Genomic DNA, 24,930 nt, shown 5'->3' on the forward strand with positions numbered 1-24,930 from the left:
CAGCATTAATGATTAGTAAGTCTTTACTTTCAATCATCATGCTGTTGACTCTGGATATCGGCCGGCCAGCCGTGCCGGTTTTTTTGTCGCCTCAGGCTGAATCGTTCCAACTGATGAACGCGCCTTGGGGGGCATCTTGGCCCACCGTCGGTGGGTCTTTTGAACGCGCGGAACCGCGGTTCCGCGCTGGTGGAGGAGTCAGTCATGAACGAAAAACACGGGTGTTCCTGTGCGCGCCATTTGGCGCAGGGTTTTGCCAGGCAGTCGATCAACGCCGGGGAGGGCGAAATCTATCAAATCTCGCTGATGAGCGCGCTCATCGACGGGGTTTACGAGGGGGAGACCACCATTGCCGAACTGCTCAAGCACGGCGATTTCGGCCTCGGCACCTTCAATCATCTGGACGGCGAATTGATCGCTTTCGACCAGGAAATACACCAGCTGCGCGCCGACGGCAGCGCCCGGCCGGCCGGCCTGCAACAGCAAACCCCCTTCGCCGTCGTCACCTTTTTCCAGCCCAGCGTCAGCCAGCAGTTCGACCGGCCGATCACCAAGGCGCAGCTGCACCAGTGCATCGACGAGCAGGTCGCCTCGCCGAACCTGTTTTGCGCGGTGCGGGTCGACGGCGAGTTCAGCCACGTGGAAACCCGTACCGTGCCGCGCCAGGAGCGGCCCTATCGCCCGATGCTGGAGGCGATAGAAGAGCAGCCGACCTTCTCGTTCCATCAGCGGCGCGGCACGCTGGTTGGTTTCCGCTCGCCGGATTACATGCAGGGCATCGGCGTGGCCGGCTATCACGAACACTTCGTTACCGACGACCGCAGCGGCGGCGGCCACGTGCTGGACTACCAGCTCGATCATGGCCGCCTGCAGTTCGGCGTCATCACGCGTCTCAATCTTCAGTTACCGCATGATGCGGATTTCTTGCGCGCCAACCTCTGCCCAGAGGATTTGGATCGCGCGATTCGTTCCGCCGAGGGCTAACCCCGGCGATCGTTTTCTTAGGAGGTGGAACCATGGCACAGGAAAAAACAGGCAATGACTGGCAATGCGGCGCCGATTTGGTGGTGAAAAATCTGGAAGCGCAGGGCGTCAAACACGTTTTCGGCATTCCGGGCGCCAAGATCGACCGGGTGTTCGACTCGCTGGAGGACGCGCCATCGATCGAAACGGTGGTGGTGCGGCATGAGGCCAACGCAGCCTTTATGGCGGCGGCGGTCGGCCGCTTGACCGGTAAGGCCGGGGTGGCACTGGTCACCTCCGGGCCGGGCAGCTCCAACCTGATCACCGGGCTGGCCACCGCCACATCGGAAGGGGACGCGGTGGTGGCCTTCGGCGGGGCGGTGAAGCGTGCCGACAGCCTGAAACAGACGCACCAGAGCATGGATACCGTCAGCATGTTCCGGCCGGTGACCAAGTATTGCGCCGAAGTGCATGCCGGTTCGGCGATTTCCGAGGTGATCGCCAACGCCTTTCGCCGCGCCGAGTTCGGCCGGCCGGGGGCCTCGTTCGTCAGCCTGCCGATGGATATCGTCAATGAACCGGTCAGCGCGCCGGTGCTGGCCGGCTGCCGCTTGCCGCGTATGGGGGCCGCGGCGGCGGACGACATTCAGGCGGCGGTGAAACTGATCCGGCAGGCCAAATGCCCGGTATTGCTGCTCGGTTTGCAGGCCAGCCGGCCGGAGAACAGCGAAGCGGTGCGCCATCTGCTGTATCGCACCCATATGCCGGTGGTCGGCACCTATCAGGCGGCCGGGGTGATCGACGTCAACCACTTCGCCCGTTTTGCCGGCCGCGTCGGCCTGTTCAACAACCAGCCGGCCGATCAGCTGTTGCAGAAGGCCGATCTGGTGGTGAGCGTCGGCTATGATCCGATCGAATACGATCCCTGCATGTGGAACAGCCACGGGCGGCTGAAACTGGTGCACATCGACGTGCTGCCGGCGGATATCGATACCTGCTATCGGCCGGATGTCGAGCTGGTGGGCAACATCAGCGCCACGTTGAACATGATGACCGAAACGTTCACTGAGGCGGTCTGTGTGCCGCCGGAGGTGGAGCTGATCCTCACCGATCTCGGCCGCCAGCGCACTGAACTGGCGGAGCGCGCCGCCCGCCGCGGCGGCATGCCGATCCACCCGCTGCGCATCGTCAAGGAGCTGCAGGACATCGTCAGCGACGACGTGACCCTGTGCGTGGACATGGGCAGCTTCCATATCTGGATCGCCCGCTACCTGTACAGCTTCCGCGCCCGCCAGCTGTTGATCTCCAACGGCCAGCAAACCATGGGGGTGGCGCTGCCGTGGGCCATCGGCGCGGCGCTGGTGCGCCCCGGCGATAAAGTGGTGTCTATCTCCGGCGACGGCGGATTCATGCAGTCGAGCATGGAGCTGGAGACTGCGGTGCGGCTGAAAAACAACATCGTGCACGTCATCTGGGTCGATAATGCCTACAACATGGTGGAGATGCAGGAAGTGAACAAATACCAGCGTAAATCCGGCGTGGAGTTTGGGCCGATTGACTTCAAGGCTTACGCGGAATCCTGCGGTGCGGTCGGTTTCGCCGTGCAGTCGGTGGACGATCTGCGGCCGATGCTGCGCAAGGCGATGGCGATCCAGGGGCCGGTGGTGGTGGCCATTCCGGTCGACTATGCCGACAACTATAAGCTGATGGCGCAGATGAACTTCAGCCAGATGATTTAATTTCATCATCGCGCGATTTCACCGGGGCAGGCCGCTTGCGCGCCTGCCCGTTTTTATGCGCGGATTTTGTCCTTTACATCGCTAACTGCATGATTTATTGCTATCCGTTGGGCTGTTTTTTCACCACTGGGGATAGCGCAATGAAAAGAAAAGCAATAACGATCGGGCTGCTGGCGTTGGCGATTGCCGGCGGCGCGCGAGCCAATACGCTGGTCTACTGTTCCGAAGGCTCGCCGGAAGGCTTCAACCCGCAGCTGTTCACCTCCGGCACCACGGTGGACGCCAGTTCGGCGGCGATCTACAACCGGCTGGTGGACTTCAAACCCGGCACCGTCGAGCTGCAACCCAGCCTGGCGGAAAGCTGGGAGGTGAGTGAAGACGGCAAGCGCTATACCTTCCACCTGCGCAAGGGCGTGGCATTCCAGAGCAATAAATATTTCACGCCCACCCGCGATTTCAACGCCGATGACGTCATCTTCTCGTTTATGCGGCAGAAGGACGCCAACAACCCGTATCACAAGGTCTCCAACGGCGCCTACACCAACTTCGAGTCGATGGAGTTCGGCACGCTGATCGACCGGATCGTCAAGGTGGACGATTACACCGTGCGCTTTGAGCTCTCCCGCGCCGAGGCGCCGTTCGTCGCCGATCTGGGCATGTACTTCGCCACCCTATTATCGGCGGAATATGCCGAGGCGATGCTGAAGGCCGGCACGCCGCAGCGGGTGGACAACGATCCGATCGGCACCGGGCCGTTCCAACTGGTGCAGTACCAGAAGGACGCGAAAATCCTCTACAAGGCGTTCGATCGTTACTGGGAAGGCAAACCGAAGATCGACCGGCTGGTGTTTTCGATCACGCCGGATGCGACGGTGCGTTACGCCAAGCTGCAAAAGAACGAGTGCCAGGTGATGCCGTTCCCCAACCCGGCGGATCTGGCGCGCATGCGGCAGGACGGCAACCTTCAGGTGATGGAAAAATCCGGCTTGAATATCGGCTTCCTGGCGTTCAATACCCAGAAAAAACCGTTGGATAACGTCAAGGTACGCCAGGCGTTGGCGCTGGCGGTCAACAAGCCGGCGATCATCGAGGCGGTGTTCCACGGCGCCGGCCAGCCGGCCAAGAATCTGCTGCCGCCGACCCAGTGGGGCAGCAACGCGCAGCTTGAAGACTACCCGTATTCGCCGGAGCGGGCGAAGCAGCTGTTGCAGGAGGCCGGGCTGGGGCAGGGGTTTGACATCGATCTGTGGGCGATGCCGGTGCAGCGGCCTTACAACCCCAACGCCAAACGCATGGCGGAGATGATCCAGGCCGACTGGGCTAAAATCGGCGTGCGCGCCAAAATCGTCACCTTCGAGTGGGGCGAATATTTGCAGCGGATTAAAAACGGCGAGCACCAGACCGCGCTGATGGGCTGGACCACCGCCAACGGCGATCCGGACAACTTCTTCGGCCCGCTGTTCACCTGCGCTTCGCTCGGCGGCTCCAACTCGGCGAAATGGTGCTACAAACCGTTCGACCAGCTGATCCTGCAGGCGCGCGAGGAGAACGATCACGCCAAGCGGGTGGCGATGTACCAGCAGGCGCAGGTGATGATGCACGATCAGATGCCGGCGCTGATGATCGCGCACTCGACCATTTTCGAACCGGTGCGCAAGGAAGTGAAAGGCTACGAAATAGACCCGTTCGGCAAACACATCTTCAAGCAGGTGTCGCTGGAGAAGTAACGAAAAGGCCGGGTTACCCCGGCCTTTTTCATGCCTGCGGCGCGTCGCAGTGGTAGCGGCCGCGCGGGATCACCAGCGGCGTGTGGGACAGCGGATCGTCGATGATCATACACGGCATGCCGAACACCCGTTCCACCAGCTCGGCGGTGATGATTTCCGCCGGGTTCCCCTCCGCCACGATCTTGCCGTCGCGCATGGCGATGATGTGATCGGCATAGCGGCAGGCGTGGTTGAGATCGTGCAGCACCGCGATGAGGGTTTGGCCGTGCTCGCGGTTGAGCTGGCGGAACAGATCCAGCAGCTCGATTTGGTGCGCGATGTCCAGATAGGTGGTCGGTTCATCCAGCAGCAGCAGCGGCGTTTGCTGCGCCAACGCCATCGCCACCCAGACGCGCTGGCGCTGCCCGCCGGACAGCTCGTCGACGCTGCGATCCGCCAACTGACTGACGTTGGTGGCCGCCATGGCGGCTTCCACCGCCTGTTTGTCGGCCTGCGTCCACTGTTTCAGCAGGCTTTGGTGCGGATAGCGGCCGCGCGACACCAGGTCTGCCACGGTAATGCTGTCCGGTGCGATCGAGGTTTGCGGCAGCAGGCCAAGCTCGCGCGCCAGCGCCTTGGTGGCGAAGTTGCTGATATTCTTGCCGTCCAGCATCACCTCGCCGGCGCTGGGCTTCAGCAGGCGGCACAGGGCGCGCAGCAGCGTCGATTTGCCGCAGGCGTTCGGCCCGACGATCACCGTGAAGGCGCCGTCGGGGATCGCCACGCTCAGATCGTCAGCGATGATTTTATTGTCGTAGCCCAGCTTCAGGTGCGAGGCGTGCAGGCGGTGGCTCATGGCGTTATCACTTTTCATTATCTGCGGGCCTCACGGATGAGCAGCCAAATCAGGTACAGGCCGCCGATGCAGACGGTCACGACCCCGACCGGCAGTTGGATCGGCGCAAAAAGATGTTGGGACACCACGTCGGCGCCGAGCAGCAGCGTCGCGCCCATCAGCGCCGAGGACGTCAGGGTGACCGAGGATTGTCCGGCCAGGCGGCGGGCGATCTGCGGCGCCGCCAGCGCGATAAAGGAAATCGGCCCGGCGGTGGCGGTGACGGCGGCGGTGAGGGTGACGCCGAACAGCATCAGCCACAGCCGGCTGCCTTCGGCGTTCACGCCCAGTGCGCGCGCCGTATCATCGCCCATTTCCAACAGCTGCAGCCGTTTGCCCATCAGCAGCGCGGCCGCGGCCGCCAGCACGATGAACGCCGTGGCGGGCTGGGCTTTCTGCCAGGTCATGCCGTTGAGCGAACCGGCCTGCCACATGGCGGCGTCCATGGCGCGCTCGAGCGAGGCGGTGATGATCAGCCAGGTATTGGTGGAGACCAGCACCGCGCTGATGGCGATGCCGACGATGATCAGCCGGAAGCCGGCGATGCCTTGCCGCCAGGCCAGCAGATAGATGGCCAGCGCGGCGAGAATGCCGCCGGCCAGCGCACCGCCGGCGATGTAGTAATAGCCGCCGTTGAACAGGGTGATGGCGATCAGCGCGCCGGTATAAGCCCCCATGTTAAAGCCAATCACGTCTGGGCTGCCGAGCGGGTTGCGGATAATCGACTGGAAGATGGCGCCGCTCATGCCGAGCGCGGCACCTAACAACAGCGCCATGGCGATACGCGGCATGCGCCATTGGGTGACCACGGTGACCAGGTTTTTCGGCGCCTCGCCGCTAAGCGCGGCAAAGACCTGTTCCAGCGAAAGCTGCAGCGTGCCGTAGCACAGCGCGGCAACGGCCATCGCCAGGCACAACGCCAGCAACGAAAGATTGACCAACAGCAGGCGCAGCGGCACGCGCCAGTTGATGACGCCGTCCGGGCGGCCGATATGCAGCGTGTGCGGCAGACTCATCACAGACCCCCCAGCGTTTTCTTGCGGCGCACCAGCCAGATCAGCACCGGCGCGCCGATGAAGGCCGCCACGATAGAAACCCGCAGTTCACCGGCCGCCAGTAGACGGCCGACCACGTCGGCGCACAGCAGTAAAATCGGCGCCAGCAGCATGGAGTAGGGCAGGATCCAGCGCTGATCGGGGCCGACCCACCAGCGGGCGATATGCGGCACCATCAGGCCGATGAAACTGATTGGACCGACGGTGGCGGTTGCCGCGCCGCACAGCAGCGTGATGGCGATCACCGCGACGACCTGAGTCAGCACCACGCGCGCGCCGAGCGCGATAGCCAGATCTTCTCCCATACCGATGGTATTCAGCGGCCGGGCGATGAGCAGCGTCAGCAGGCAGCCGAGCAAAATGGCGGGGGCGGTAACCGGCAGCGTGGACAGCGTGCGGATATCCAGCGTGCCGGCCTGCCAGAAGCGCAGTTGGTCGAAGGTTTGCGGATCGATCAGCGACAGCCCGGTGGTGATGCCGATCAGCACCGCGCCGATCGCCACGCCGGCCAGCGTCAGCCGCACCGGGTTGATGCGCCCGCCCGCCAGCGTGCCGATCAGGTAGACCAGCAGGGTGGTGAGGGCAGCGCCGACGAAGGCATAGGCCATATAGCTTTCAGTGGTGGCCGCGCCGAAAAACATGATGCCGATGACCACGGCGAAGCTGGCGCCGGCGTTGATGCCGAGCACGCCGGGATCGGCCAGCGGATTACGCGTCAACGCCTGAATCAGCGCGCCGGCGGCGCCGAGCGCCATGCCGGCCAAAATGCCTGCCAGCGTACGGGGCACCCGGGCGTTGAGAATGATGGTGCTGTCGGAACCGCTCGCGGCGCCCTGCAGGCTGAGCCAGACGGTATGGAAGGGGATGGCTTTGGAACCCAGCATCAGGCTGGCAATGATGCACAGCAGCAACAGCGCTAAGCCGATACCGAACCCGGCGATGCGTTTGAAGCCACTGGCGTAAGCTGCGTGCGGTGCGGACGAAAGCGTCCGCTCAGTCGGAGTGGGTACGTTCACACCGGTAACTCCTGTATGATTTTTATTCTCATTGTTATTTGCGTTCATGCGGGCGCTAATAGTAGCACGAGTTTACGCCCGCATGCACCCGCCGGTTGGTGGCGCAGGTGCGTTGACGATGTTAATAACTATTGATATTTCAATTGATTAAATGTGAACGATTGCCCTGTTTATGGCAAACGTCGGCAGGCGGCTGACCTGCCGACGGCGTGGTTCAGGGCTTTTTGAACAGCCGTTCGATTTGGTTCAGCATGTTGGTGGCGCTGTAGTAATCGAGACGGAAGGTGTCGTTGCCGACGGCGTAGACGTGCCGCTGTTCCACCGGTTCCAGATGTTTGAGGAACGGGTTGGCCAGCACCTCTTGCACTTTGCGCTCATTGGTGGCGAACAGGATCAGCGTTTTGCCGTTCAGGCCTTCGGCCATTTTTTCGCCGGAGATCTGGATGATGTCATGGCGTTTACCCATGCTGGCGTTGCCTTTGGCGCTTTCCGGCGGGGTAGCCAGTTGGAAGCCGAGCTGGGTCAGCAGCTTGCCCTGGGCGGAACCCGGTGTCCACAGCATGGCCTCGCGACCGTTGTCGGCATACACCAGCGGGGTGGTCGGCTGCGGCGGCAACGTGATCGCCTGCTTCACTTGCTCCACGCGCTGTTCGAAACGATCTTCCGCCTGTTTGGCGCCGGCTTCGTGACCGGTGATCTCGCCGAGCTCGCTGGCCAGCTGCTGCCAGCTCTTGTCGCCATAATCGAGCACCAGCGTCGGCGCAATGGCGGACAGCTGGTCATACAGTTTCAGCGCCGAATCCCCGCCGGTGGCGGCGACGACGATCAAGTCGGGCGCGGCGGCGGCGACGGCTTCGGCATTGGGCTCCACCTGGTACAGCCGTTCGACGTGGCGCTGTTTGGCCACCTCGCTCCACTGGGTAAAGAAGCCTTGTTTATCGGCCACCAGGGGATTTGGGCTGGTAGCGGCGCTGGCGACCACCGGGGCGTCGATCGCCAGCAGCGTGCCGGTGATGGTGACGCTGGTGGACACGATGCGCTGCGGCGGTTTTTCCAGCGTGAACTTCCCTTTGGCGCTGTCGATGGTGCGCGGCCAACTGCTGTCGGCAGCAGGGGGGGACGGTTTCTGCCCGTCGTTCTTGTCGTCCGGGCCGCAGCCGCTGAGCAGCAGGCTGGAAGTGGCGATAAATGCAATGAACAGCTGGCGTAAGGATAGGGTCATGAGCGGGCTCTTTCTTTCCTTGAACTAAGGCGTATCAATCCGGCGGCGGATTGGCTGCGTGGTGGATGCCCGCTAATTTACCATTCAAGCCGCCAAAATGATAACCATTCGTATCTCAGCGCGTGGCGAATAAAGTGAGAATAAGGCGAAAGGGAAAGTGAGTGCGGCAGAAACGAAAAAAGCGCCCAAAGGCGCTTTTTTCTGAATGGGTGGGTCGTGCAGGATTGATTCGGCCAGTGGCCTCACCCTGCGGGCAACGCTGCGCGTTGTCGTATCGCTGCGCGATGCTCGAACCTCTCCGGTTCTTCATCCTGCTCGACTCCGTAAACTATGCCGGCGAGAGATGAAGTCAGAGTCGGATGGCGCAGAAACGAAAAAAGCGCCAAAAGGCGCTTTTTTCTGAATTGGTGGGTCGTGCAGGATTCGAACCTGCGACCAATTGATTAAAAGTCAACTGCTCTACCAACTGAGCTAACGACCCGCAGAAGTGGTGGGTGATGACGGGCTCGAACCGCCGACCCCCTCCGTGTAAAGGAGATGCTCTACCAACTGAGCTAATCACCCACTTCAGGACTTCCAGGTACTGCTAAACGAGAGAATGATGGTGGGTGATGACGGGCTCGAACCGCCGACCCCCTCCGTGTAAAGGAGATGCTCTACCAACTGAGCTAATCACCCTCATTCGTTCTCATTTTTTTCTCAACAAGATGGTGGGCGATGACGGGCTCGAACCGCCGACCCCCTCCGTGTAAAGGAGATGCTCTACCAACTGAGCTAATCGCCCCGTCTTGTTGGAGTCGCATTATAGGGATAGTTGAAAGTGAGTCAACGGTTTTTAAAATGATTTCAATCGTTCGCCGCAAATTTAGGCAGGGCGCGATAATTATCGGCAACGGCGCCGATTCTTTGCGCAACGCTATGCGAAACTCGCCGCAAAACGGGCGAAATCGACCGGCGCAATATCGTGTCGGCGTTGAGGAATTAGCGCGTGGTGATACAATGTCGCCCACTCTTTTTTCAATTCCGAGCAATCGTCGGCAACCGCCGACACGCGTTGCGTAATAAGGCAGTGAACCCAATGAAAATCAAAACCCGTTTTGCACCGAGCCCGACCGGCTATCTTCACGTCGGCGGCGCGCGTACCGCACTTTACTCTTGGTTGTTCAGCCGCCATGCGGGCGGTGAGTTCGTTCTGCGTATCGAAGATACCGATTTGGAACGCTCTACCCAGGACGCGATCGACGCAATTATGGATGGCATGAACTGGTTGAACCTGGATTGGGATGAAGGCCCGTATTTCCAGACCAAGCGTTTCGATCGTTACAACGCGGTCATCGACGAGATGCTGGAGCAGGGCACGGCCTATAAATGCTATTGCTCCAAGGAACGTCTGGAAGCGCTGCGCGAGAAGCAGATGGAAAACGGCGAGAAGCCGCGTTACGACGGCCACTGCCGCGACAGCCAGTGCAGCCACACCGACGACGAGCCGCACGTGGTGCGCTTCCGCAACCCGCAGGAAGGCTCGGTGATCTTCGACGACAAAATTCGCGGCCCGATCGAATTCAGCAACCAGGAACTGGACGATCTGATCATCCGACGCACCGACGGTTCGCCAACCTATAACTTCTGCGTCGTCGTCGATGACTGGGACATGGAAATCACCCATGTGATCCGCGGCGAAGACCACATCAACAACACCCCGCGCCAGATCAACATTCTCAAAGCGCTGGGTGCGCCGGTGCCGGAATACGCGCACGTGTCGATGATCCTCGGCGACGACGGCAAAAAGCTGTCCAAGCGTCACGGCGCGGTGGGCGTTATGCAGTACCGCGACGACGGCTATCTGCCGCAGGCGCTGCTGAACTACCTGGTGCGTCTGGGCTGGTCCCACGGCGATCAGGAGATCTTCTCCATCGATGAGATGAAAGAGTTCTTCACGCTGGAAGCGATCAACAAATCCGCCAGCGCGTTCAACACCGAGAAGCTGCAGTGGCTGAACCACCACTACATCAACCATATGCCGGCGGAAGAAGTGGCGGTGCATCTGGCATGGCACGTTGAGCAACTGGGCCTTGAAACCCGCAACGGCCCGGAACTGAAAGACCTCGTCAAGCTGCTGGGCGAGCGTTGCAAGACGCTGAAAGAGATGGCGGAGTCCTGCCGTTACTTCTACGAAGACTTCAGCGAGTTCGACGCAGACGCGGCCAAGAAGCACCTGCGCCCGGTGGCGCGTCAGCCGTTGGAAACCGTGCGCGCCAAGCTGGCCGCCATCACCGTCTGGACGCCGGAAAATGTGCACGACGCCATTCAGGGCACGGCGGATGAGCTGGGCGTCGGCATGGGTAAAGTCGGCATGCCGCTGCGCGTCGCGGTGACCGGCGCCGGCCAGTCGCCGGGCATGGACGTGACCGTGCATGCGATCGGCCAGAAGCGTTCGCTGCAGCGTATCGACATGGCGCTGGCTTACATCGCCGAGCGCGAAGCGCAAGCCTGATTTGGCTGAGACGCCATAAATGAAAAAGCCCCGTGGAGCGATCCCGGGGCTTTTTTCATGGCGGTGTGTCAGGCTTGCTCGCCGGCCGGCAAACCCGGGCGGTAGGCGAGGAAATACATTAGCCCGACAAAACCGGCGCCGCCCAGCGCGTTGCCGAGAAATACCGCGACGAAATTGGGCAAATACTGCTCCCAGCCCATGCCGCCGGCAAAGATGGCCGCCGGGATGATGAACATATTCGCCACCACGTGCTGGAAGCCGATGGCGACAAAAGCCATGACCGGGAACCACATGCCGATCACTTTGCCCGGCACATCCTTGCTGGCGAAGGCTAACCACACCGCCAGGCACACCAGCCAGTTGCAGCCGACGCCGGAAATGAAGGCGTGCAGGAAGTCTGCATCCACTTTGGCCTGCGCGATCGCCAGCGTCTTATGCAAGAACGCGCCTTCGGTCAGGCCCAGCAAATGACCGAAGAAGTAGGCGACGGCCAGGCTGCCGGCCAGGTTGGCCAAGGTGACCCAAAACCAGTTGCGCAGCACGGCGATGGCGGGGATTTCGCGGGCAAACCAGGCCATCGGCAAGGTCATCATGTTGCCGGTCAGCAGTTCGCCGCCGGCCAGAATAGTCAGGATCAAACCGATAGGAAAGACCGCGGCACCCAACAGGGCGCCGAAAGAGCCCCATTCGGCCGGCAGGGTGCCGATGACGTGAATATCCAGCAGAAAACCGGTGGCGATAAAGGCGCCGGCGAGAAAGCCCAGAATCAACAGATTAGCGAGAGGGGCGCGGCTTTTGTTTACCCCGGCCTGAACGGCGAGGGCGGCGATTTCTTTTGGTGAATGCAAAGACATGACGGACTCGGTTTATAGTAATGAAGTTTATGGCGCGGGCAGTCTATGCCGCTCGGGAGTCCGACTCAAGCGCATTTCGCTAACATTCCGTTAATTAAAAATCAACGTGATATGCAGGGTCTTTTGCCATTTTGAGATGTAGCACGCAAAATGGATGAACTCTGCGCAAAGTGATGATTTTTTGGTGCCAAACATGCTGATTTGGCGGCTTTTTCAACGCTTGATTCAGTAATTCAATTTAGCCGTTGACAGCTTTGAGTGGGTTTCATATTATGCGCCCCGTTCACAGCACAAAGTGATTGTGGAACGGGGCTATAGCTCAGCTGGGAGAGCGCTTGCATGGCATGCAAGAGGTCGACGGTTCGATCCCGTCTAGCTCCACCAACCTTCTTCTCAGAGAGGTTGGGGAATACCGTAACGCCGGTCAAAGCGTACCACTTTTGTGGGGCTATAGCTCAGCTGGGAGAGCGCTTGCATGGCATGCAAGAGGTCGACGGTTCGATCCCGTCTAGCTCCACCACCATTTGAAAAGCCGACCTTAGGGTCGGCTTTTTGCTTTTCTTTTTTCATCTTCGCCGAATGCCAGCCAACAAAAAAGGCGCCCGCAGGCGCCTTGTTATCGCAGTCGGTTCGAGGCTTAGCCCAGTACCAGACCCGCGATGGAAGCGGACAGGATGCTGACCAGCGTAGAGCCGTACACCAGCTTCAGGCCAAAGCGCGACACCACGTTGCCCTGGTGTTCGTTCAAGCCCTTGATCGCACCGGCCACGATGCCGATGGAGGAGAAGTTGGCGAAGGACACCAGGAACACCGACAGGATCCCCAGGCTGCGCGGCGACAGCTCGGCAGACACTTTCTGCAGCTCCATCATTGCCACGAACTCGTTGGAAACCAGCTTGGTGGCCATGATGCTGCCAACCTGCAGGGCTTCGTGTTTAGGAATCCCCATAATCCAGGCGAACGGATAGAAGAAGTAGCCGAGGATTTCCTGGAAACTCAGGCCGAAGATGGCGCTGAACACACCGTTGAGCGCGGCGATCAGGGCGATGAAGCCGATCAGCATCGCGGCAACGATAATCGCTACTTTGAAGCCGGCCAGGATATATTCACCCAGCATTTCGAAGAAGCTCTGGCCTTCATGCAGGTTGCCGAGGTGCAGCTCTTCTTCTTTATTGGTGTCGTACGGGTTGACCAGCGACAGCACGATAAAGGTGCTGAACATGTTCAATACCAGCGCCGCCACCACGAACTTGGCGTCCAGCATGGTCATGTAGGCGCCGACGATGGACATGGAAACCGTAGACATCGCGGTCGCCGCCATGGTGTACATGCGCTTTTCCGACATCTTGCCCAGGATATCTTTGTAGGCGATGAAGTTTTCGGATTGGCCCAGGATCAGGGAGCTGACGGCGTTGAACGACTCCAGCTTGCCCATGCCGTTCACTTTCGACAGCACGGTACCGATAATGCGGATGATGAACGGCAGCACCTTGATGTACTGCAGAATACCGATCAGCGCCGAAATGAAGACGATCGGGCACAGCACCTTCAGGAAGAAGAACGCCAGGCCTTTGTCGCCCATGCCGCCGAATACGAAATCAGTCCCTTGTCCCGCAAACCCGAGCAGTTTGTCAAACAGCGCGGCAAATCCTTTTACGAAGCCTAAACCCGCTTCCGAATGCAGGAAAAAGTAGGCCAGCAGTACTTCGATAACCAGTAGTTGAATAACATAGCGAATGCGGATGCTTTTACGATCGCGGCACACCAACAGGGCCAGGATCGCCACCACCACTATCGCCAACGCAAAGTGCGCAATATGGGACATGTTTGCTCCAAATTTGAGGCAGGCTGAATTTCGGCTGTCATTTTATGTAACGCTACGTTTAAAAACGAGACTTCTATTGCAAATATGGAAAATCATAGCGGGAGTTCTCCTAAAGTGTTACGCAAAAGCATAAAAAATCAAGACGTTAAAGCAGCAATAGGAAATTCGTATTCTTGTGCTAACCTGTCTTTCAGGGGTATTGCAGCCAAAATCTCATCAGAAAAGCACGGAAATCGGTAAGCTCAGCGCTGAACCCTTCGATAAAACCGTTAATGTTGGCTATTACAGAGATAAGTTTTACCGCTCTAAATGCGCTTGATAATTATTATCATTTATATAGAGTGGAGATAAACGTAATTTCAGTAAGGGTTCAACATATGCTGAACAGTCGCGTGGTTGAAACCACCTCCGGGCGCTCCGCCAGAAAAATCAAACTCTCGCTGATGGGGCCCGCCTTCATCGCCGCTATCGGCTATATCGATCCCGGTAACTTCGCCACCAACATCCAGGCCGGCGCCTCGTTCGGCTACAGCCTGCTGTGGGTGGTCGTCTGGGCCAACGTGATGGCGATGCTGATCCAACTGTTGTCCGCCAAGCTGGGCATCGCCACCGGAAAAAACCTGGCCGAGCATATTCGCGATCGCTTTCCGCGGCCGGCGGTGTGGGCCTATTGGGTGCAGGCGGAGATCATCGCCATGGCGACCGATCTGGCCGAATTTATCGGTGCGGCGATCGGCTTCAAGCTGCTGCTCGGCGTGTCCCTGTTGCAGGGCGCGGTGCTGACCGGTATCGCCACCTTTTTAATTTTGATGCTGCAAAAACGCGGTCAAAAGCCGCTGGAGCGGGTGATTGGCGGCCTGCTGCTGTTCGTCGCCGCCGCTTATATCGTCGAGTTGGCATTCTCCCAGCCGCAGCTCGCGCCGCTGCTGAAGGGCATGGCGCTGCCCGATCTGCCTAACGGCGATGCGGTATTTCTGGCCGCCGGGGTATTGGGCGCCACCATCATGCCGCACGTGATCTACCTGCATTCGTCGCTCACCCAAATCGGCGGCGAGCACGACAAGGCGGAGCGCTATGCCGCCACCAAGGTCGACGTCGCCGTGGCCATGACCATTGCCGGTTTCGTCAACCTGGCGATGATGGCCACCGCCGCTGCCGCGTTTCATTTCAGCGGCCACAGCGGCATCGCCGATCTCGACGTGGCTTACCTGACGCTGCAACCGCTGCTCGGGCAAGCCGCTGCCACCGTGTTCGGCCTGAGCCTGGTGGCCGCCGGCCTCTCTTCCACCGTGGTGGGCACGCTGGCGGGGCAGGTGGTGATGCAGGGGTTCGTGCATTTCCATATTCCGCTGTGGCTGCGGCGCGCGGTGACCATGCTGCCATCGTTTATCGTCATCATGCTGGGGATGGACGCGACGCGCATTCTGGTGCTAAGCCAGGTGCTGCTCAGCTTCGGCATTGCGCTGGCGCTGGTGCCGCTGCTGGCTTTCACCGGCAATCGGGCGCTGATGGGGGAAATGGTCAACGGCCCAGTGGTGCAAAACCTGGGCAAGCTGATCGTGCTGGTGGTGGTGGGATTGAACGGCTATCTGCTGATCGGTAGCGTGCTGTAGGAAAAAAAACGCGGGCCGGCATGGTGCCGGCCCGTCGCCGTTAATCGCGGTCGTCATCGCCGTGGCGGCGCCAGCGATCGCGGTCATGATCGTGGTGGTGCTTTTTCTCTTTCTTCCAATGGTGCTTATCGTAATGCTTGTCGTATTTACGATAGCGCCCTTCATGATAGTAATAGTGTTTGCGCCAGTAGTCGCGGTCGCGCCAGCGATAGCCGTCCCAGTAGTAACCGCGACGGCTGCGGTCGCCGAGATAGCGCCCCTGATGACCCTGCCACCAGTCGCGATCGCGCCAGTCGTAACCGTCCCAGTAACGGCCGCGATTGTCCTGATCGCCGATGCGCAGTGAAACGCCCGGCATCAGATCGATGCTGATCCCTTCGGCGTGTGCTTGCTGTGCGGCGGGCAGTACCGTCGCCGCCAAGATGGCGGCCAAGAGCAGAGGTTTAAACATGACTTCTCCTTTCCGCTTGCGCGGCCTGGCCGTTTGTCACTTTATGAAGCGCGTTCATCAGTTTAAAAAAGCGGCCTTATCGTTATTTTTGCTGCAATATCGGCATCATAGCGCTGGCGCATAGGGTTGAATCTGAGAGCCATTCTGAAAACGGCGACGAAGACCAAGATTTGAGATTTTTCTGGAGTATCGCCGCTCGATTGAGCGGCGGTATTTGTAAACGATTACAGTAGGATTTGCTCGATCTGCGCGAGCTCTTCTTCACTGAAATGACGATTGGCCAGCATGCCTACCGCGTCTTCTATCTGCGCATCCTTGCTGGCGCCGATCAACACAGAGGTAACGCGATCGCCGCGCAGCACCCAGGCCAGCGCCATCTGCGACAGCTTCTGCCCGCGTTGCCGCGCCAGCGCATCGAGGCGGCGCACCTTGTCCAGCCGCTCGGCGGTCAGTTGTTCCGGCTGCAGGAAGCGGCTGCCGCTGGCGGCGCGGGAATCTTGCGGAATGCCGTGCAGGTAGCGGTCGGTCAGCAACCCGCCCGCCAGCGGCGAGAAGGCGATCGATCCAACGCCATGCTCCGCCAATGTATCCAGCAATCCCACCTCCGGCGTGCGTTCCAACATCGAATACTTGGGTTGGTGGATCACGCACGGCGTGCCGAGCCGCTGCAGAATGTCGAACGCCTGCCGTGCGCGCTCGGCCGGGTAATTGGACAGGCCGACGTACAACGCTTTGCCCTGGCGCACCAGCAGATCCAGCGCCGCCATGGTTTCTTCCAGCGGCGTGTCCGGATCCGGCCGGTGGTGATAAAAGATATCCACATAGTCCAGCCCCATGCGCTTCAGGCTCTGATCGAGGCTGGCGACCAGGTACTTTTTCGAGCCCCAATCGCCGTAGGGGCCGGGCCACATGGTGTAACCGGCTTTGGATGAGATGATCAGCTCATCACGCCAGGCCCGCAGATCGGCGTTGAGTATGCGGCCAAAGTTCTCCTCGGCGGCGCCGGGCGGCGGGCCGTAGTTGTTGGCCAGATCGAAATGGGTAATGCCGCGATCGAAGGCGCAGCGGATCAGAGCGCGGGCGTTGTCGTACAGCGTGGCGTCGCCGAAGTTGTGCCACAGCCCGAGTGAGACGGCGGGCAGCTTCAGCCCGCTGCGGCCGCAGCGCCGGTATTCCATATCTTGATAACGCGAGGGGGAGGCTTGGTAGGACATAGTTATCCTTGTCGGCGAGAGGTGAAGTACTCTGAGTGTATACGTTTTCACACCGCGCTGCCGGGGGAGCGATCACAGCGCCAGCATGTAACGCCAGGTTGCCGATCGAGGCAGGAATGATTGTTCGAAATTTGAGCGGCATCTTCGATACTTAAAGATAATCGCTCCAGCTGCAGACAGGTGATGATCATGACTCAGATCTATACGGTGGCCGATTATCTGCTCGATCGTCTGGCCCAAATCGGCATCCGTCATTTCTTCGGTGTGCCGGGGGATTACAACCTGCAATTTCTCGATCACGTCCTCGCTCATCCGCAAATCACCTGGGTAGGCTGCGCCAACGAATTGAACGCCGCCTACGCCGCCGACGGCTATGCGCGCTGCAAACCGGCGGCCGCGCTGCTCACCACCTTTGGCGTGGGGGAGCTGAGTGCGTTGAACGGGGTGGCCGGCAGCTACGCCGAATACCTGCCGGTGATCCACGTGGTCGGCACGCCGGCACTGCGCGCCCAGCGCGCCGGTGATTTACTGCACCATTCGCTGGGGGATGGCGACTTCACCCACTTCGCCCGGATAGCCAAAGAGGTGACCGTCGCGCAGGCCGACCTGACCGCCGACAACGCCGCGATGGAGATAGACCGCCTGATCGGCGTTGCTTTGCTGGAACATCGCCCGGTTTACCTGATGTTGCCCAGCGACGTCGCACAAGCGCCGCTGCCGAGTAAACCGGCGCCGCTGATGCTGCGTCAGGCCAAACTGTCGCAGAGCGCATTGCAGGCGTTTATCGCCGCGGCGCGCGAAAAGCTGCTGTCGGCGCGGCGAGTATCGCTGCTGGCGGACTTCCTGGCCGATCGCTTCGGCGCCGAAGCGGCGCTGGACGAGTGGCTGCAGGAGGTCGACATTCCGCACGCTACGCTGCTGCTCGGCAAAGGCGTGCTGGATGAGAACCGCGCCGGCTTTGTCGGGACTTACTGCGGCGGCGCCAGCGATCCGGCGGTGAAACAGCTTATCGAAAACGCCGATGTGGTGATCAACGTCGGCGTGCGTTTGACCGACACCATTACCGCCGGTTTCACGCATCATCTGCCGGTGGAAAAATGCATCGACATTCAACCGTTCGAAGCCTGGGTCGGGCGGCAGCGCTTTAGCCGCATTCCGATGCGCGAGGCGGTGCAGGCGCTGCATCGCCTGAGCCTGTCGATGGCGTCGCGTTGGCCGTTGCCGCCGATCGTCCGCCCGGCGCTGCCGGAAGGCGATGGGAAAGGGTTGGATCAGCACGCCTTCTGGCGGCAGATGCAGGATTTCCTGCGGCCCGGGGATATCGTGCTGGCCGATCAGGGCACCGCCTGTTTCGGCGCGGCGGCGCTGACGTTACCGCGCGGTTGCCGCCTGATCGTGCAGTCGCTCTGGGGGTCGATCGGCTATACCCTGCCGGCGACGTTCGGCGTGCAGACTGCCGAACCGCTGCGCCGGGCAGTATTGCTGATCGGCGACGGCGCCGCGCAGCTGACCGTGCAGGAACTGGGCTCGATACTGCGCGACGGGCTTAAACCGGTGATCTTCGTGTTGAACAATCAGGGATATACCGTCGAGCGCGCCATCCACGGGCCGGAGCAACGTTATAACGACATCGCGCGCTGGAACTGGACGCAGTTGCCGTCGGCGTTGGCGGGCGAGCGGCCGGTGAGGGCATTGCGGGTCAGCGAACCGGACGGATTGCGCCAGGCGCTGCGCGAGGTAGCGGACGACGATCGGCTGGCCTTCATCGAAGTGATGCTGCCGAAGATGGACATGCCGGAACTGCTCGATACCGTCTCACGCGCCATTCAGGCGCGCAACGCCGCCGCTTAAGGCAGGGTATCGCCCAGCAGGCGCTCCAGCATCCAGAACCCCGCCGGGCCCGGCGGGGTCAGTTTGGACCATACCGCATCCACCGAAATCAGTTTTGGCCAGCCGCGCGGCCGCAGCTGGGTGAGCCTGCCGTGGCCGTATTGCTGCACCAGCCAGTGCGGCAACACCGCCCAACCGAATCCTTGTTCCGCCATCTCCAGCAACAGCAGATAGCTGGGCGCCGACCAGACCAGGCCACCCTGTCTGGCCGCCTCGGCGCCAGTGTAGGTATTCAGGATCAGCTGACGGGTGCTGGACAACTGCTCCGGCGTCGGCGCGGCGACCTGCGCCAGGGGATGCTGATGGGCGACGAACAGCCCCATTTCGGTCTGTTCCGGCAAGCGGGAGAAAGCGATATCCGGCGGATAACTTTTTTGCACTTCCACCATGCCCAAATGCGCGCGGCCGCTTTGCAGCAGATCGATAACGTCGCCTTCCTCGGCGATCATCCATTCCAGCTCAATCTCCGGGTAGCGCTGTTCGAACAGCTGCATCAACCGATCGTGATGCTTGGGCTGGTAGGTATCGGAAAACACCATGCTCAGGCGGGGTTCAACCTCGCCCGCCAGCTGAATGCTCAGGGCATCGAGCCGTTCGCTGGCCGCGAGGATCGCCTGCACATGCCCCAGTACCTTGCGGCCGGCGGCGGTGAGCACCGGCTGGCGCGCGCTGCGATCGAACAGCGTCAGCGCCAGGTCGGCCTCCAGATTGGCGATGGCGGTGCTGATGGTGGATTGGCTTTTGCGCAGCTTGCGCGCGGCGGCGGAAAACGAGCCGAGGTCGGCGGCTTCGACAAACGCGTGCAGCGCTTCCGGGGAATAGTGCATAACCTATCTGCTTTATCGATGGAATCTATTTTTAATCTACCCAAAAAAACGATGATAATCACCTGGCTTTCGCAACAACTGTCGAAAAAAAGGTGATGTATGCAACTGCAAAACAAGTCTCTCATTGAACGTATTGTCCACGCCGTCGGTTTCGAGGCCATCGCCGTGATGGTTTGCGCCCCGCTGGGCGCGTGGCTGCTGAACCGCTCAATGGTGCAGGTCGGTGCGTTGGCGGTGATGCTCTCCACCGTCGCTATGTTGTGGAACATGGTTTACAACACGGTGTTCGACCGCCTGTGGCCGGTCAGCCGGGTGGTGCGTAACCTGAAAGTGCGTGCGTTGCACGCCGTCGGCTTTGAAGCCGGTTTTATCCTGATCGGCGTGCCGATCGCCGCCTGGATGCTGAGCATCTCCTGGACGCAGGCGTTTATGCTGGAAATCGGTTTCTTCCTGTTTTTCCTGCCGTACACCATGGCCTATAACTGGCTGTACGACACGCTGCGCCAGCGCTGGTTCGAAGCGCGCCAGCCGATCAATTCCGGCGCCAAATAAGGCGTCGTCAGCCCGGCGATTCTCAGGTAAGGTCAGAGGATCGTCGGAAATGCTGAGGAACGAATGATGAAAGTGTTGGGCTTGCTGGGTGGCATGAGCTGGGAATCCACCATTCCTTATTACCGCACCATCAACGAGCAGGTAAAGGTGCGCCTCGGTGGGCTGCATTCGGCCAAAATCGTGCTCTACAGCGTCGATTTTCAAGAGGTTGAACGCTTGCAGCACCAAGGCGATTGGGACGGCGCCGGCCGATTGCTGGCCGCCGCCGCGGTGGCTTTGCGCGCCGCCGGCGCCGAAGCTATCGTGATCTGCACCAACACCATGCACAAGGTGGCGGAGGCGGTCGAGCAGGCCAGCGGCCTGCCGCTGATTCACATCGCCGATGCCACGGCGCTGCAGGTGCAGGAAAAAAACATACGCCGCGTCGGGCTGCTGGGCACACGCTTTACCATGGAGCAGACTTTCTATCGCGGCCGCCTGCAGGAATTGCACGGCATCGACGTGGTGACGCCGGTCAGCGCCGATCGCGACATCGTACACCGCATCATCTATGACGAACTGTGCCTGGGTAAAATTCGCGACGCCTCGCGCGACGAGTATCGCCGGATCATCAGCGATTTGGAGCAGCAGGGCGCGCAGGGGATTATTTTCGGCTGCACCGAAATAGGCTTGCTGGTGAGCGAGCGGGATGCGTCGGTGCCGGTGTTCGACACCACCGCGATCCACGCCCGCGCCGCCGCGGCGTTCGCGTTGGCCTAATCGTCGTGCGGCGGCTGCCGGCGATTCACCAGCATCAGCGGTTTGCCCGCCAGCGCCAGCCAGGCGGGCAGCATCACGATGCACAGCACCGGCAGCAGATGCAGATCCGGCACCACCGCCACCGCCATGAACAGGCTGAGCCAGCCGTCGCGCGTGACCACCAGCACCAGCCCCATGATGGCGCAGGAGACGGTGATCGCCGCCGGCACTGCGGGAACGTGCTGGTGCAGCATCAGCCCCAGCGCCACGCCGACGAACACCGCCGGGAAGATGCGCCCGCCGCGAAAGCCGCTGGCGGCGGCGATCACCAGCGCCGCCAGCTTGGTCAGGGTAATGGTCAACAGCGCCGGCACGGAATAGCCGTCGTCTGCCGCGAGGCGCTTCATCTCATCCAGCCCTTTAAACAGGGTAATCTCTCCGCCCACCAGCGCCAGCAGGCCTAGCACAAAGCCACCCAGCCCTAACATCAACACCGGATTCTTCATCGAATGGAACAGGCGGTGAACGTGCGGGAAGCACCACAGCGCCACCATGCCGAGCGCGATGGCGATCAGCGCTACGATGGCGCCGCTGAAGATGTCCGGCAGCCGCGTCACGTCATAGGCGTCGAGCTGCAGGGCGAAATTGGGCACGAAGAACATCTGGGTGGTGACCGCGCCGGCGGCGGCGGCGACCAGCGGGGCGAACAGCCGATCCCACAACGGCGTTTCGTTATTGCCTGCCAGGGTTTGCGAGAAGATCAGCGCGGCGGCGACCGGCGTGCCGAACATCGCGCCGATGGTGCCCGCAGCCGCCAGGATGATCCAGTCCATGCGCGGCACCTTCGGCAGCAGGCGCGCACCGGCGGCCGCTACCAGCGCGATATTGATGGCGGTGATTGGGTTCTCCGGCCCCAGGCTGACACCGCCGGCCAGGCCGACGATCAGCGCCAACCCCAGCCCCGGCAGGGCGGAGAGCGGCAGCGGCATACCGATCAGCGATTCCGTCGCCGGGTCCGGCCCGGCGTGGCCCGGCATATAGCGCACGATAAGGCCGACCGCCACGCCGGTCAGCGTCAGCATCGCGACCGACCACCAGGGCGACTGGGCGTCCAGGCTCAGCGCATCGGGCAGCGTTACCCACAGCCATTGCTGCAGCGCGGCGGCGACTTTCATCACCAGCAGCAGCACCAGACTGGAGGCGGAACCGATAATCAGCGCAGGCAAAGCAAAGGCCAACATGGCATTGGCGCGCGGATGCAGCATGGATAATCCTTTGTCGATGCCTCCCGGCAGGGCTGGGAGAGCGGGTGGTTGGGCAGTGGCCACAGCTTGCCAGACTATCGGCGTGCAGGCACGCATTGATATTGCCCGGCGCCGATGACGGTTAACAGTTGTCGGGGGGCGTTTTTTGCCGCAATTTGTTTCAAATCGCGGCGTCGCAGGCCAGCTGAAACGTTTTTTGTGATCCGGATCGCTATTGGGGCGCAGATCCGAGGCGGGTGATTGTTGTTTTTGCAGCAGGATTTTACAGTGTGGGCAGCTTTTTATTTTTCATTTTGCGGAGACGAAATCAATGACCTATGCCCTCGTGGGTGATGTTGGCGGCACCAATGCCCGCCTGGCGTTGTGCACTGTTGCGACGGGTGAAATTACCCAGGCGAAAACCTATTCCGGCCTGGAGTTCGACAGCCTGGAGGCGGTGATCCGCCACTACCTGAAAGCGTGCGATATCGAGGTGCAGGACGCCTGTATCGCGATTGCCTGCCCGGTGACCGAAGACTGGGTGGCGATGACCAACCACAGCTGGGCGTTCTCGATCCAAGCGATGAAGGCCAGCCTGGGGCTGAGCCATCTGGAAGTGATCAACGATTTCACCGCCGTCTCGATGGCGATCCCGATGCTTTCGCCGGATGACGTGCTGCAGTTTGGCGGCGGCGATGCGCAACCGGGCAAACCGATCGCGGTGTATGGCGCCGGCACCGGGCTGGGTGTTGCCCACCTGGTGCACGTCGGTCGCCGCTGGGTCAGCCTGCCGGGCGAAGGCGGCCATGTCGATTTCGCGCCGAACAGCGAAGAAGAAGACATCATTCTGGAGGTGCTGCGCGCGGAAGTGGGGCACGTTTCCGCCGAGCGCGTGCTGTCCGGGCCGGGCCTGGTCAACCTGTATCGCGCCATCGTCAAGGCGGATAACCGCCTGCCGGAAAAATGGGAGCCGAAGGACATCACCGAGCGGGCGCTGGCAGACAGCTGCATCGACTGCCGCCGCGCGCTGTCGCTGTTTTGCGTGATCATGGGGCGCTTCGGTGGCAACCTGGCGCTGAATCTGGGCACCTTCGGCGGCGTGTACATCGCCGGCGGCATCGTGCCGCGCTTTATGGAATTCTTCAAGGCCTCGGGTTTCCGCGCCGCTTTCGAAGACAAGGGGCGCTTCCGCGATTATGTGCGCGAAATCCCGGTGTTCATGATAACGCACGGCCAGCCGGGCCTGCTGGGTGCCGGTGCGCATCTGCGCCAGACGCTGGGCATGCACCTGTAAGCTCAGGAGCGGGGCAATAAAAAAGGGGCGCAACCCACAGGTTGCGCCCCTTGTCGTTTTCGCGGGGTATCAGGCTTTGGCCAGCTCCGCCGTCTGGGCGGTTTCCGCTGTTTCCGTTTCTACCGCTTTCGGCGCTTTGATGAACAGCGTAATCAGCAGAGAGGCGGCGGACAGAACGCCAATCACCATGAAGGTGGCGTGGAAGCCGCCGAAGTATTTGGCGACGAACGAACCGGCCAGCGCACCCAGGCCGAAGCCCTGGTAGATGATGCCGTAGTTCTTGCTGTGGTTCTTCAGGCCGAAGAAGTCGCCGACAATCGCCGGGAACACGGTGATGTTGCCGCCGAAGCAGAAGGCCACCGCGCCGACGCAGATGAAGAACAGCGTGTGGTTCAGGGTCATGAAGCTCAGCGCGACAATCGCCAGCACGGTAACCAGCATGGTGAAGCTGATGACGCGCATACGGCCCACTTTATCGGACAGCGTGCCCAGGATGATGCGGCCGGCGGTGTTGAAGATGGCGACGGCGGACACGGTGTTGGCGGCAGTGGCCAAATCCATCCCGGCCAGCTGAACGCCCATGTCTTTCACGATGCCAATCAGGTACAGGCCGCTCATGCAGGCAGCGAAGAAGATGGTGAACAGCAGATAGGCTTCTTTGGTGGCCAGCATCTGACGCACACTGTAGTCGTTGCCCAGCCCGTTGGCGCCTTGCTGTGCGGCATTGGTCGCCAGCACCGGCTCTTTCAGCAACAGGGAGCCGACGACGATCAGGCCCATCACGATGGCGCCCCAGTAGAAGAAGGCGCCGGAAACGCCGACGTCGGCGATCAGGGCGGCGTTGACGTATTTGAACAGCAGGCTGCCGCTGCCGAAGGCGCCGACGGAGATGCCGGAAATCAGGCCTTTGTTGGCCGGGAACCACTTAATCAGGTTGGACAGGGTGGAGATGTAGGCGATACCGACCGCAAAGCCCACCACCACGCCGGCCAGCAGGTAGATCATGTCGAGCGAGCTGACGTGGGCGCTGGCGATAAGGCCCAGGCCGACCAGAATGCCGGAACACAGCGTCAGGTTGCGGATGCCGAAGCGCTCTTGCAGCTTGCCGGCGAACAGCGTGGCGAAGGCCAGGAAGAAACTGGTGATGGAGAAGGTGGTGGCGACGTCCGCCAGCCCCCAGTGGAACTTGTCGACCAGCGGCTGGTTGAACAGGCTCCAGGTGTAGATGGTGCCCAGACCCATCTGACAGATGATGGTGCCGAGAACGATTAAGCTGCGATTTGCCGGTTTGGTGTTCATGGCCGGTCTCCTTCCTGTGTGTGCGTTGCCGGGCGTGAG

General features: G+C 60.9%; 20 protein-coding genes, 6 tRNA genes and 1 other RNA gene. 11 read left to right on the forward strand and 16 right to left on the reverse strand.

All coding sequences use genetic code 11. The features are described 5' to 3' along the window. Nucleotides 1–204: 204 nt before the first annotated feature. The 3 genes from budA (at nt 205) to ACYF6X_RS02680 (ending at nt 4,429) form a co-directional block, all read left to right on the forward strand. The gene (gene budA / locus ACYF6X_RS02670) at nt 205–984 is read left to right on the forward strand and encodes an acetolactate decarboxylase (RefSeq protein WP_063988908.1); all 780 of its coding nucleotides are present in this window, start codon (nt 205–207) and stop codon (nt 982–984) included. A 32-nt stretch (nt 985–1,016) separates the two neighbouring features. Then, nucleotides 1,017–2,702, forward strand: coding sequence for an acetolactate synthase AlsS (gene alsS / locus ACYF6X_RS02675; RefSeq protein WP_033635442.1), 1,686 nt, complete (start codon nt 1,017–1,019; stop codon nt 2,700–2,702). Between the two features lie 140 nt (nt 2,703–2,842). Beyond that, the gene (locus ACYF6X_RS02680) at nt 2,843–4,429 is read left to right on the forward strand and encodes an ABC transporter substrate-binding protein (protein ID WP_063988909.1); all 1,587 of its coding nucleotides are present in this window, start codon (nt 2,843–2,845) and stop codon (nt 4,427–4,429) included. A gap of 28 nt (nt 4,430–4,457) precedes the next feature. Here ACYF6X_RS02680 and ACYF6X_RS02685 read toward each other — a convergent pair whose 3' ends face one another. The 9 genes from ACYF6X_RS02685 to ACYF6X_RS02725 form a co-directional block, all read right to left on the reverse strand. Beyond that, complete coding sequence (locus tag ACYF6X_RS02685) at nt 4,458–5,264, reverse strand: ABC transporter ATP-binding protein (protein ID WP_107227649.1); 807 nt, start codon at nt 5,262–5,264, stop codon at nt 4,458–4,460. A 17-nt stretch (nt 5,265–5,281) separates the two neighbouring features. After that, nucleotides 5,282–6,319: an iron-enterobactin ABC transporter permease gene (fepG, locus tag ACYF6X_RS02690; protein ID WP_107227570.1), complete on the reverse strand. Its 1,038-nt coding sequence runs from the start codon at nt 6,317–6,319 to the stop codon at nt 5,282–5,284. Then, the gene (gene fepD / locus ACYF6X_RS02695) at nt 6,319–7,374 is read right to left on the reverse strand and encodes a Fe(3+)-siderophore ABC transporter permease (RefSeq protein ID WP_107227571.1); all 1,056 of its coding nucleotides are present in this window, start codon (nt 7,372–7,374) and stop codon (nt 6,319–6,321) included. Before fepD ends, fepG begins: the two co-directional genes overlap by 1 nt. 214 nt (nt 7,375–7,588) lie before the next feature. Beyond that, nucleotides 7,589–8,596, reverse strand: a complete 1,008-nt coding sequence (fepB, locus tag ACYF6X_RS02700) for a Fe2+-enterobactin ABC transporter substrate-binding protein (protein ID WP_107227572.1) — start codon at nt 8,594–8,596, stop codon at nt 7,589–7,591. A gap of 207 nt (nt 8,597–8,803) precedes the next feature. Beyond that, a non-coding RNA gene (locus ACYF6X_RS02705) (RtT sRNA) lies at nt 8,804–8,927 on the reverse strand. A 74-nt stretch (nt 8,928–9,001) separates the two neighbouring features. Then, nucleotides 9,002–9,077, reverse strand: a tRNA-Lys gene (locus tag ACYF6X_RS02710). Nucleotides 9,078–9,084: 7 nt separating this feature from the next. Beyond that, nucleotides 9,085–9,160 (reverse strand) — tRNA-Val (locus ACYF6X_RS02715). 38 nt (nt 9,161–9,198) lie between these two features. After that, nucleotides 9,199–9,274 (reverse strand) — tRNA-Val (locus tag ACYF6X_RS02720). Between the two features lie 30 nt (nt 9,275–9,304). Continuing rightward, nucleotides 9,305–9,380, reverse strand: a tRNA-Val gene (locus tag ACYF6X_RS02725). A gap of 294 nt (nt 9,381–9,674) precedes the next feature. Between ACYF6X_RS02725 and gltX the strand changes: the two genes are divergently transcribed. Continuing rightward, complete coding sequence (gene gltX / locus ACYF6X_RS02730; RefSeq protein WP_063988913.1) at nt 9,675–11,090, forward strand: glutamate--tRNA ligase; 1,416 nt, start codon at nt 9,675–9,677, stop codon at nt 11,088–11,090. 68 nt (nt 11,091–11,158) lie between these two features. On the opposite strand, the gene ACYF6X_RS02735 is transcribed toward gltX, so the two are convergent. Next, entirely contained in the window at nt 11,159–11,944 is a 786-nt protein-coding gene (locus tag ACYF6X_RS02735) for a formate/nitrite transporter family protein (RefSeq protein ID WP_041036155.1), read from the reverse strand. 308 nt (nt 11,945–12,252) lie between these two features. Here ACYF6X_RS02735 and ACYF6X_RS02740 point away from each other — a divergent pair. Next, a tRNA-Ala gene (locus ACYF6X_RS02740) sits at nt 12,253–12,328 on the forward strand. A 60-nt stretch (nt 12,329–12,388) separates the two neighbouring features. Then, a tRNA-Ala gene (locus ACYF6X_RS02745) sits at nt 12,389–12,464 on the forward strand. Between the two features lie 117 nt (nt 12,465–12,581). Here ACYF6X_RS02745 and ACYF6X_RS02750 read toward each other — a convergent pair. Continuing rightward, nucleotides 12,582–13,769, reverse strand: a complete 1,188-nt coding sequence (locus ACYF6X_RS02750) for a NupC/NupG family nucleoside CNT transporter (RefSeq protein ID WP_004936373.1) — start codon at nt 13,767–13,769, stop codon at nt 12,582–12,584. A gap of 377 nt (nt 13,770–14,146) precedes the next feature. On the opposite strand from ACYF6X_RS02750, the gene ACYF6X_RS02755 reads away from it, so the two are divergent. Continuing rightward, nucleotides 14,147–15,382, forward strand: coding sequence for an Nramp family divalent metal transporter (locus ACYF6X_RS02755; protein ID WP_043147789.1), 1,236 nt, complete (start codon nt 14,147–14,149; stop codon nt 15,380–15,382). A gap of 40 nt (nt 15,383–15,422) precedes the next feature. Here the strand turns inward: ACYF6X_RS02755 and ACYF6X_RS02760 are convergent, their stop codons facing one another. Together ACYF6X_RS02760 and mgrA are read right to left on the reverse strand one after the other, a co-directional pair. Next, nucleotides 15,423–15,833: a DUF2502 domain-containing protein gene (locus ACYF6X_RS02760; RefSeq protein ID WP_025303761.1), complete on the reverse strand. Its 411-nt coding sequence runs from the start codon at nt 15,831–15,833 to the stop codon at nt 15,423–15,425. Nucleotides 15,834–16,057: 224 nt separating this feature from the next. After that, entirely contained in the window at nt 16,058–17,047 is a 990-nt protein-coding gene (gene mgrA / locus ACYF6X_RS02765; protein WP_063988915.1) for an L-glyceraldehyde 3-phosphate reductase, read from the reverse strand. A 189-nt stretch (nt 17,048–17,236) separates the two neighbouring features. On the opposite strand from mgrA, the gene ACYF6X_RS02770 reads away from it, so the two are divergent. Continuing rightward, nucleotides 17,237–18,898 (forward strand): alpha-keto acid decarboxylase family protein, encoded by a 1,662-nt coding sequence (locus tag ACYF6X_RS02770; protein WP_107227650.1) that lies wholly within the window; start codon nt 17,237–17,239, stop codon nt 18,896–18,898. Here the strand turns inward: ACYF6X_RS02770 and ACYF6X_RS02775 are convergent. Next, nucleotides 18,895–19,764, reverse strand: coding sequence for a LysR family transcriptional regulator (locus ACYF6X_RS02775; RefSeq protein ID WP_130017801.1), 870 nt, complete (start codon nt 19,762–19,764; stop codon nt 18,895–18,897). The genes ACYF6X_RS02770 and ACYF6X_RS02775 overlap by 4 nt on opposite strands. A gap of 99 nt (nt 19,765–19,863) precedes the next feature. On the opposite strand from ACYF6X_RS02775, the gene ACYF6X_RS02780 reads away from it, so the two are divergent. Together ACYF6X_RS02780 and ACYF6X_RS02785 are read left to right on the forward strand one after the other, a co-directional pair. Further along, a complete protein-coding gene (locus tag ACYF6X_RS02780) occupies nt 19,864–20,316 on the forward strand; it encodes a multidrug/biocide efflux PACE transporter (protein WP_063988917.1) in 453 nt (150 codons plus the stop codon). Between the two features lie 66 nt (nt 20,317–20,382). Next, on the forward strand, nt 20,383–21,075 hold the full coding sequence (locus ACYF6X_RS02785) for an aspartate/glutamate racemase family protein (protein ID WP_406880021.1): 693 nt from the start codon (nt 20,383–20,385) through the stop codon (nt 21,073–21,075). Here ACYF6X_RS02785 and ACYF6X_RS02790 read toward each other — a convergent pair. Beyond that, nucleotides 21,072–22,319 (reverse strand): ion channel protein, encoded by a 1,248-nt coding sequence (locus tag ACYF6X_RS02790; RefSeq protein ID WP_063988919.1) that lies wholly within the window; start codon nt 22,317–22,319, stop codon nt 21,072–21,074. The genes ACYF6X_RS02785 and ACYF6X_RS02790 overlap by 4 nt on opposite strands. A gap of 310 nt (nt 22,320–22,629) precedes the next feature. On the opposite strand from ACYF6X_RS02790, the gene glk reads away from it, so the two are divergent. After that, nucleotides 22,630–23,592: a glucokinase gene (gene glk / locus ACYF6X_RS02795; RefSeq protein ID WP_107227574.1), complete on the forward strand. Its 963-nt coding sequence runs from the start codon at nt 22,630–22,632 to the stop codon at nt 23,590–23,592. 69 nt (nt 23,593–23,661) lie between these two features. Here glk and ACYF6X_RS02800 read toward each other — a convergent pair whose 3' ends face one another. Further along, a complete protein-coding gene (locus tag ACYF6X_RS02800; protein WP_063988921.1) occupies nt 23,662–24,891 on the reverse strand; it encodes an L-lactate MFS transporter in 1,230 nt (409 codons plus the stop codon). Between the last annotated feature and the right edge of the window lie 39 nt (nt 24,892–24,930).

The sequence above is a fragment of the Serratia sp. ID 25-353 genome, assembly GCF_054792795.1.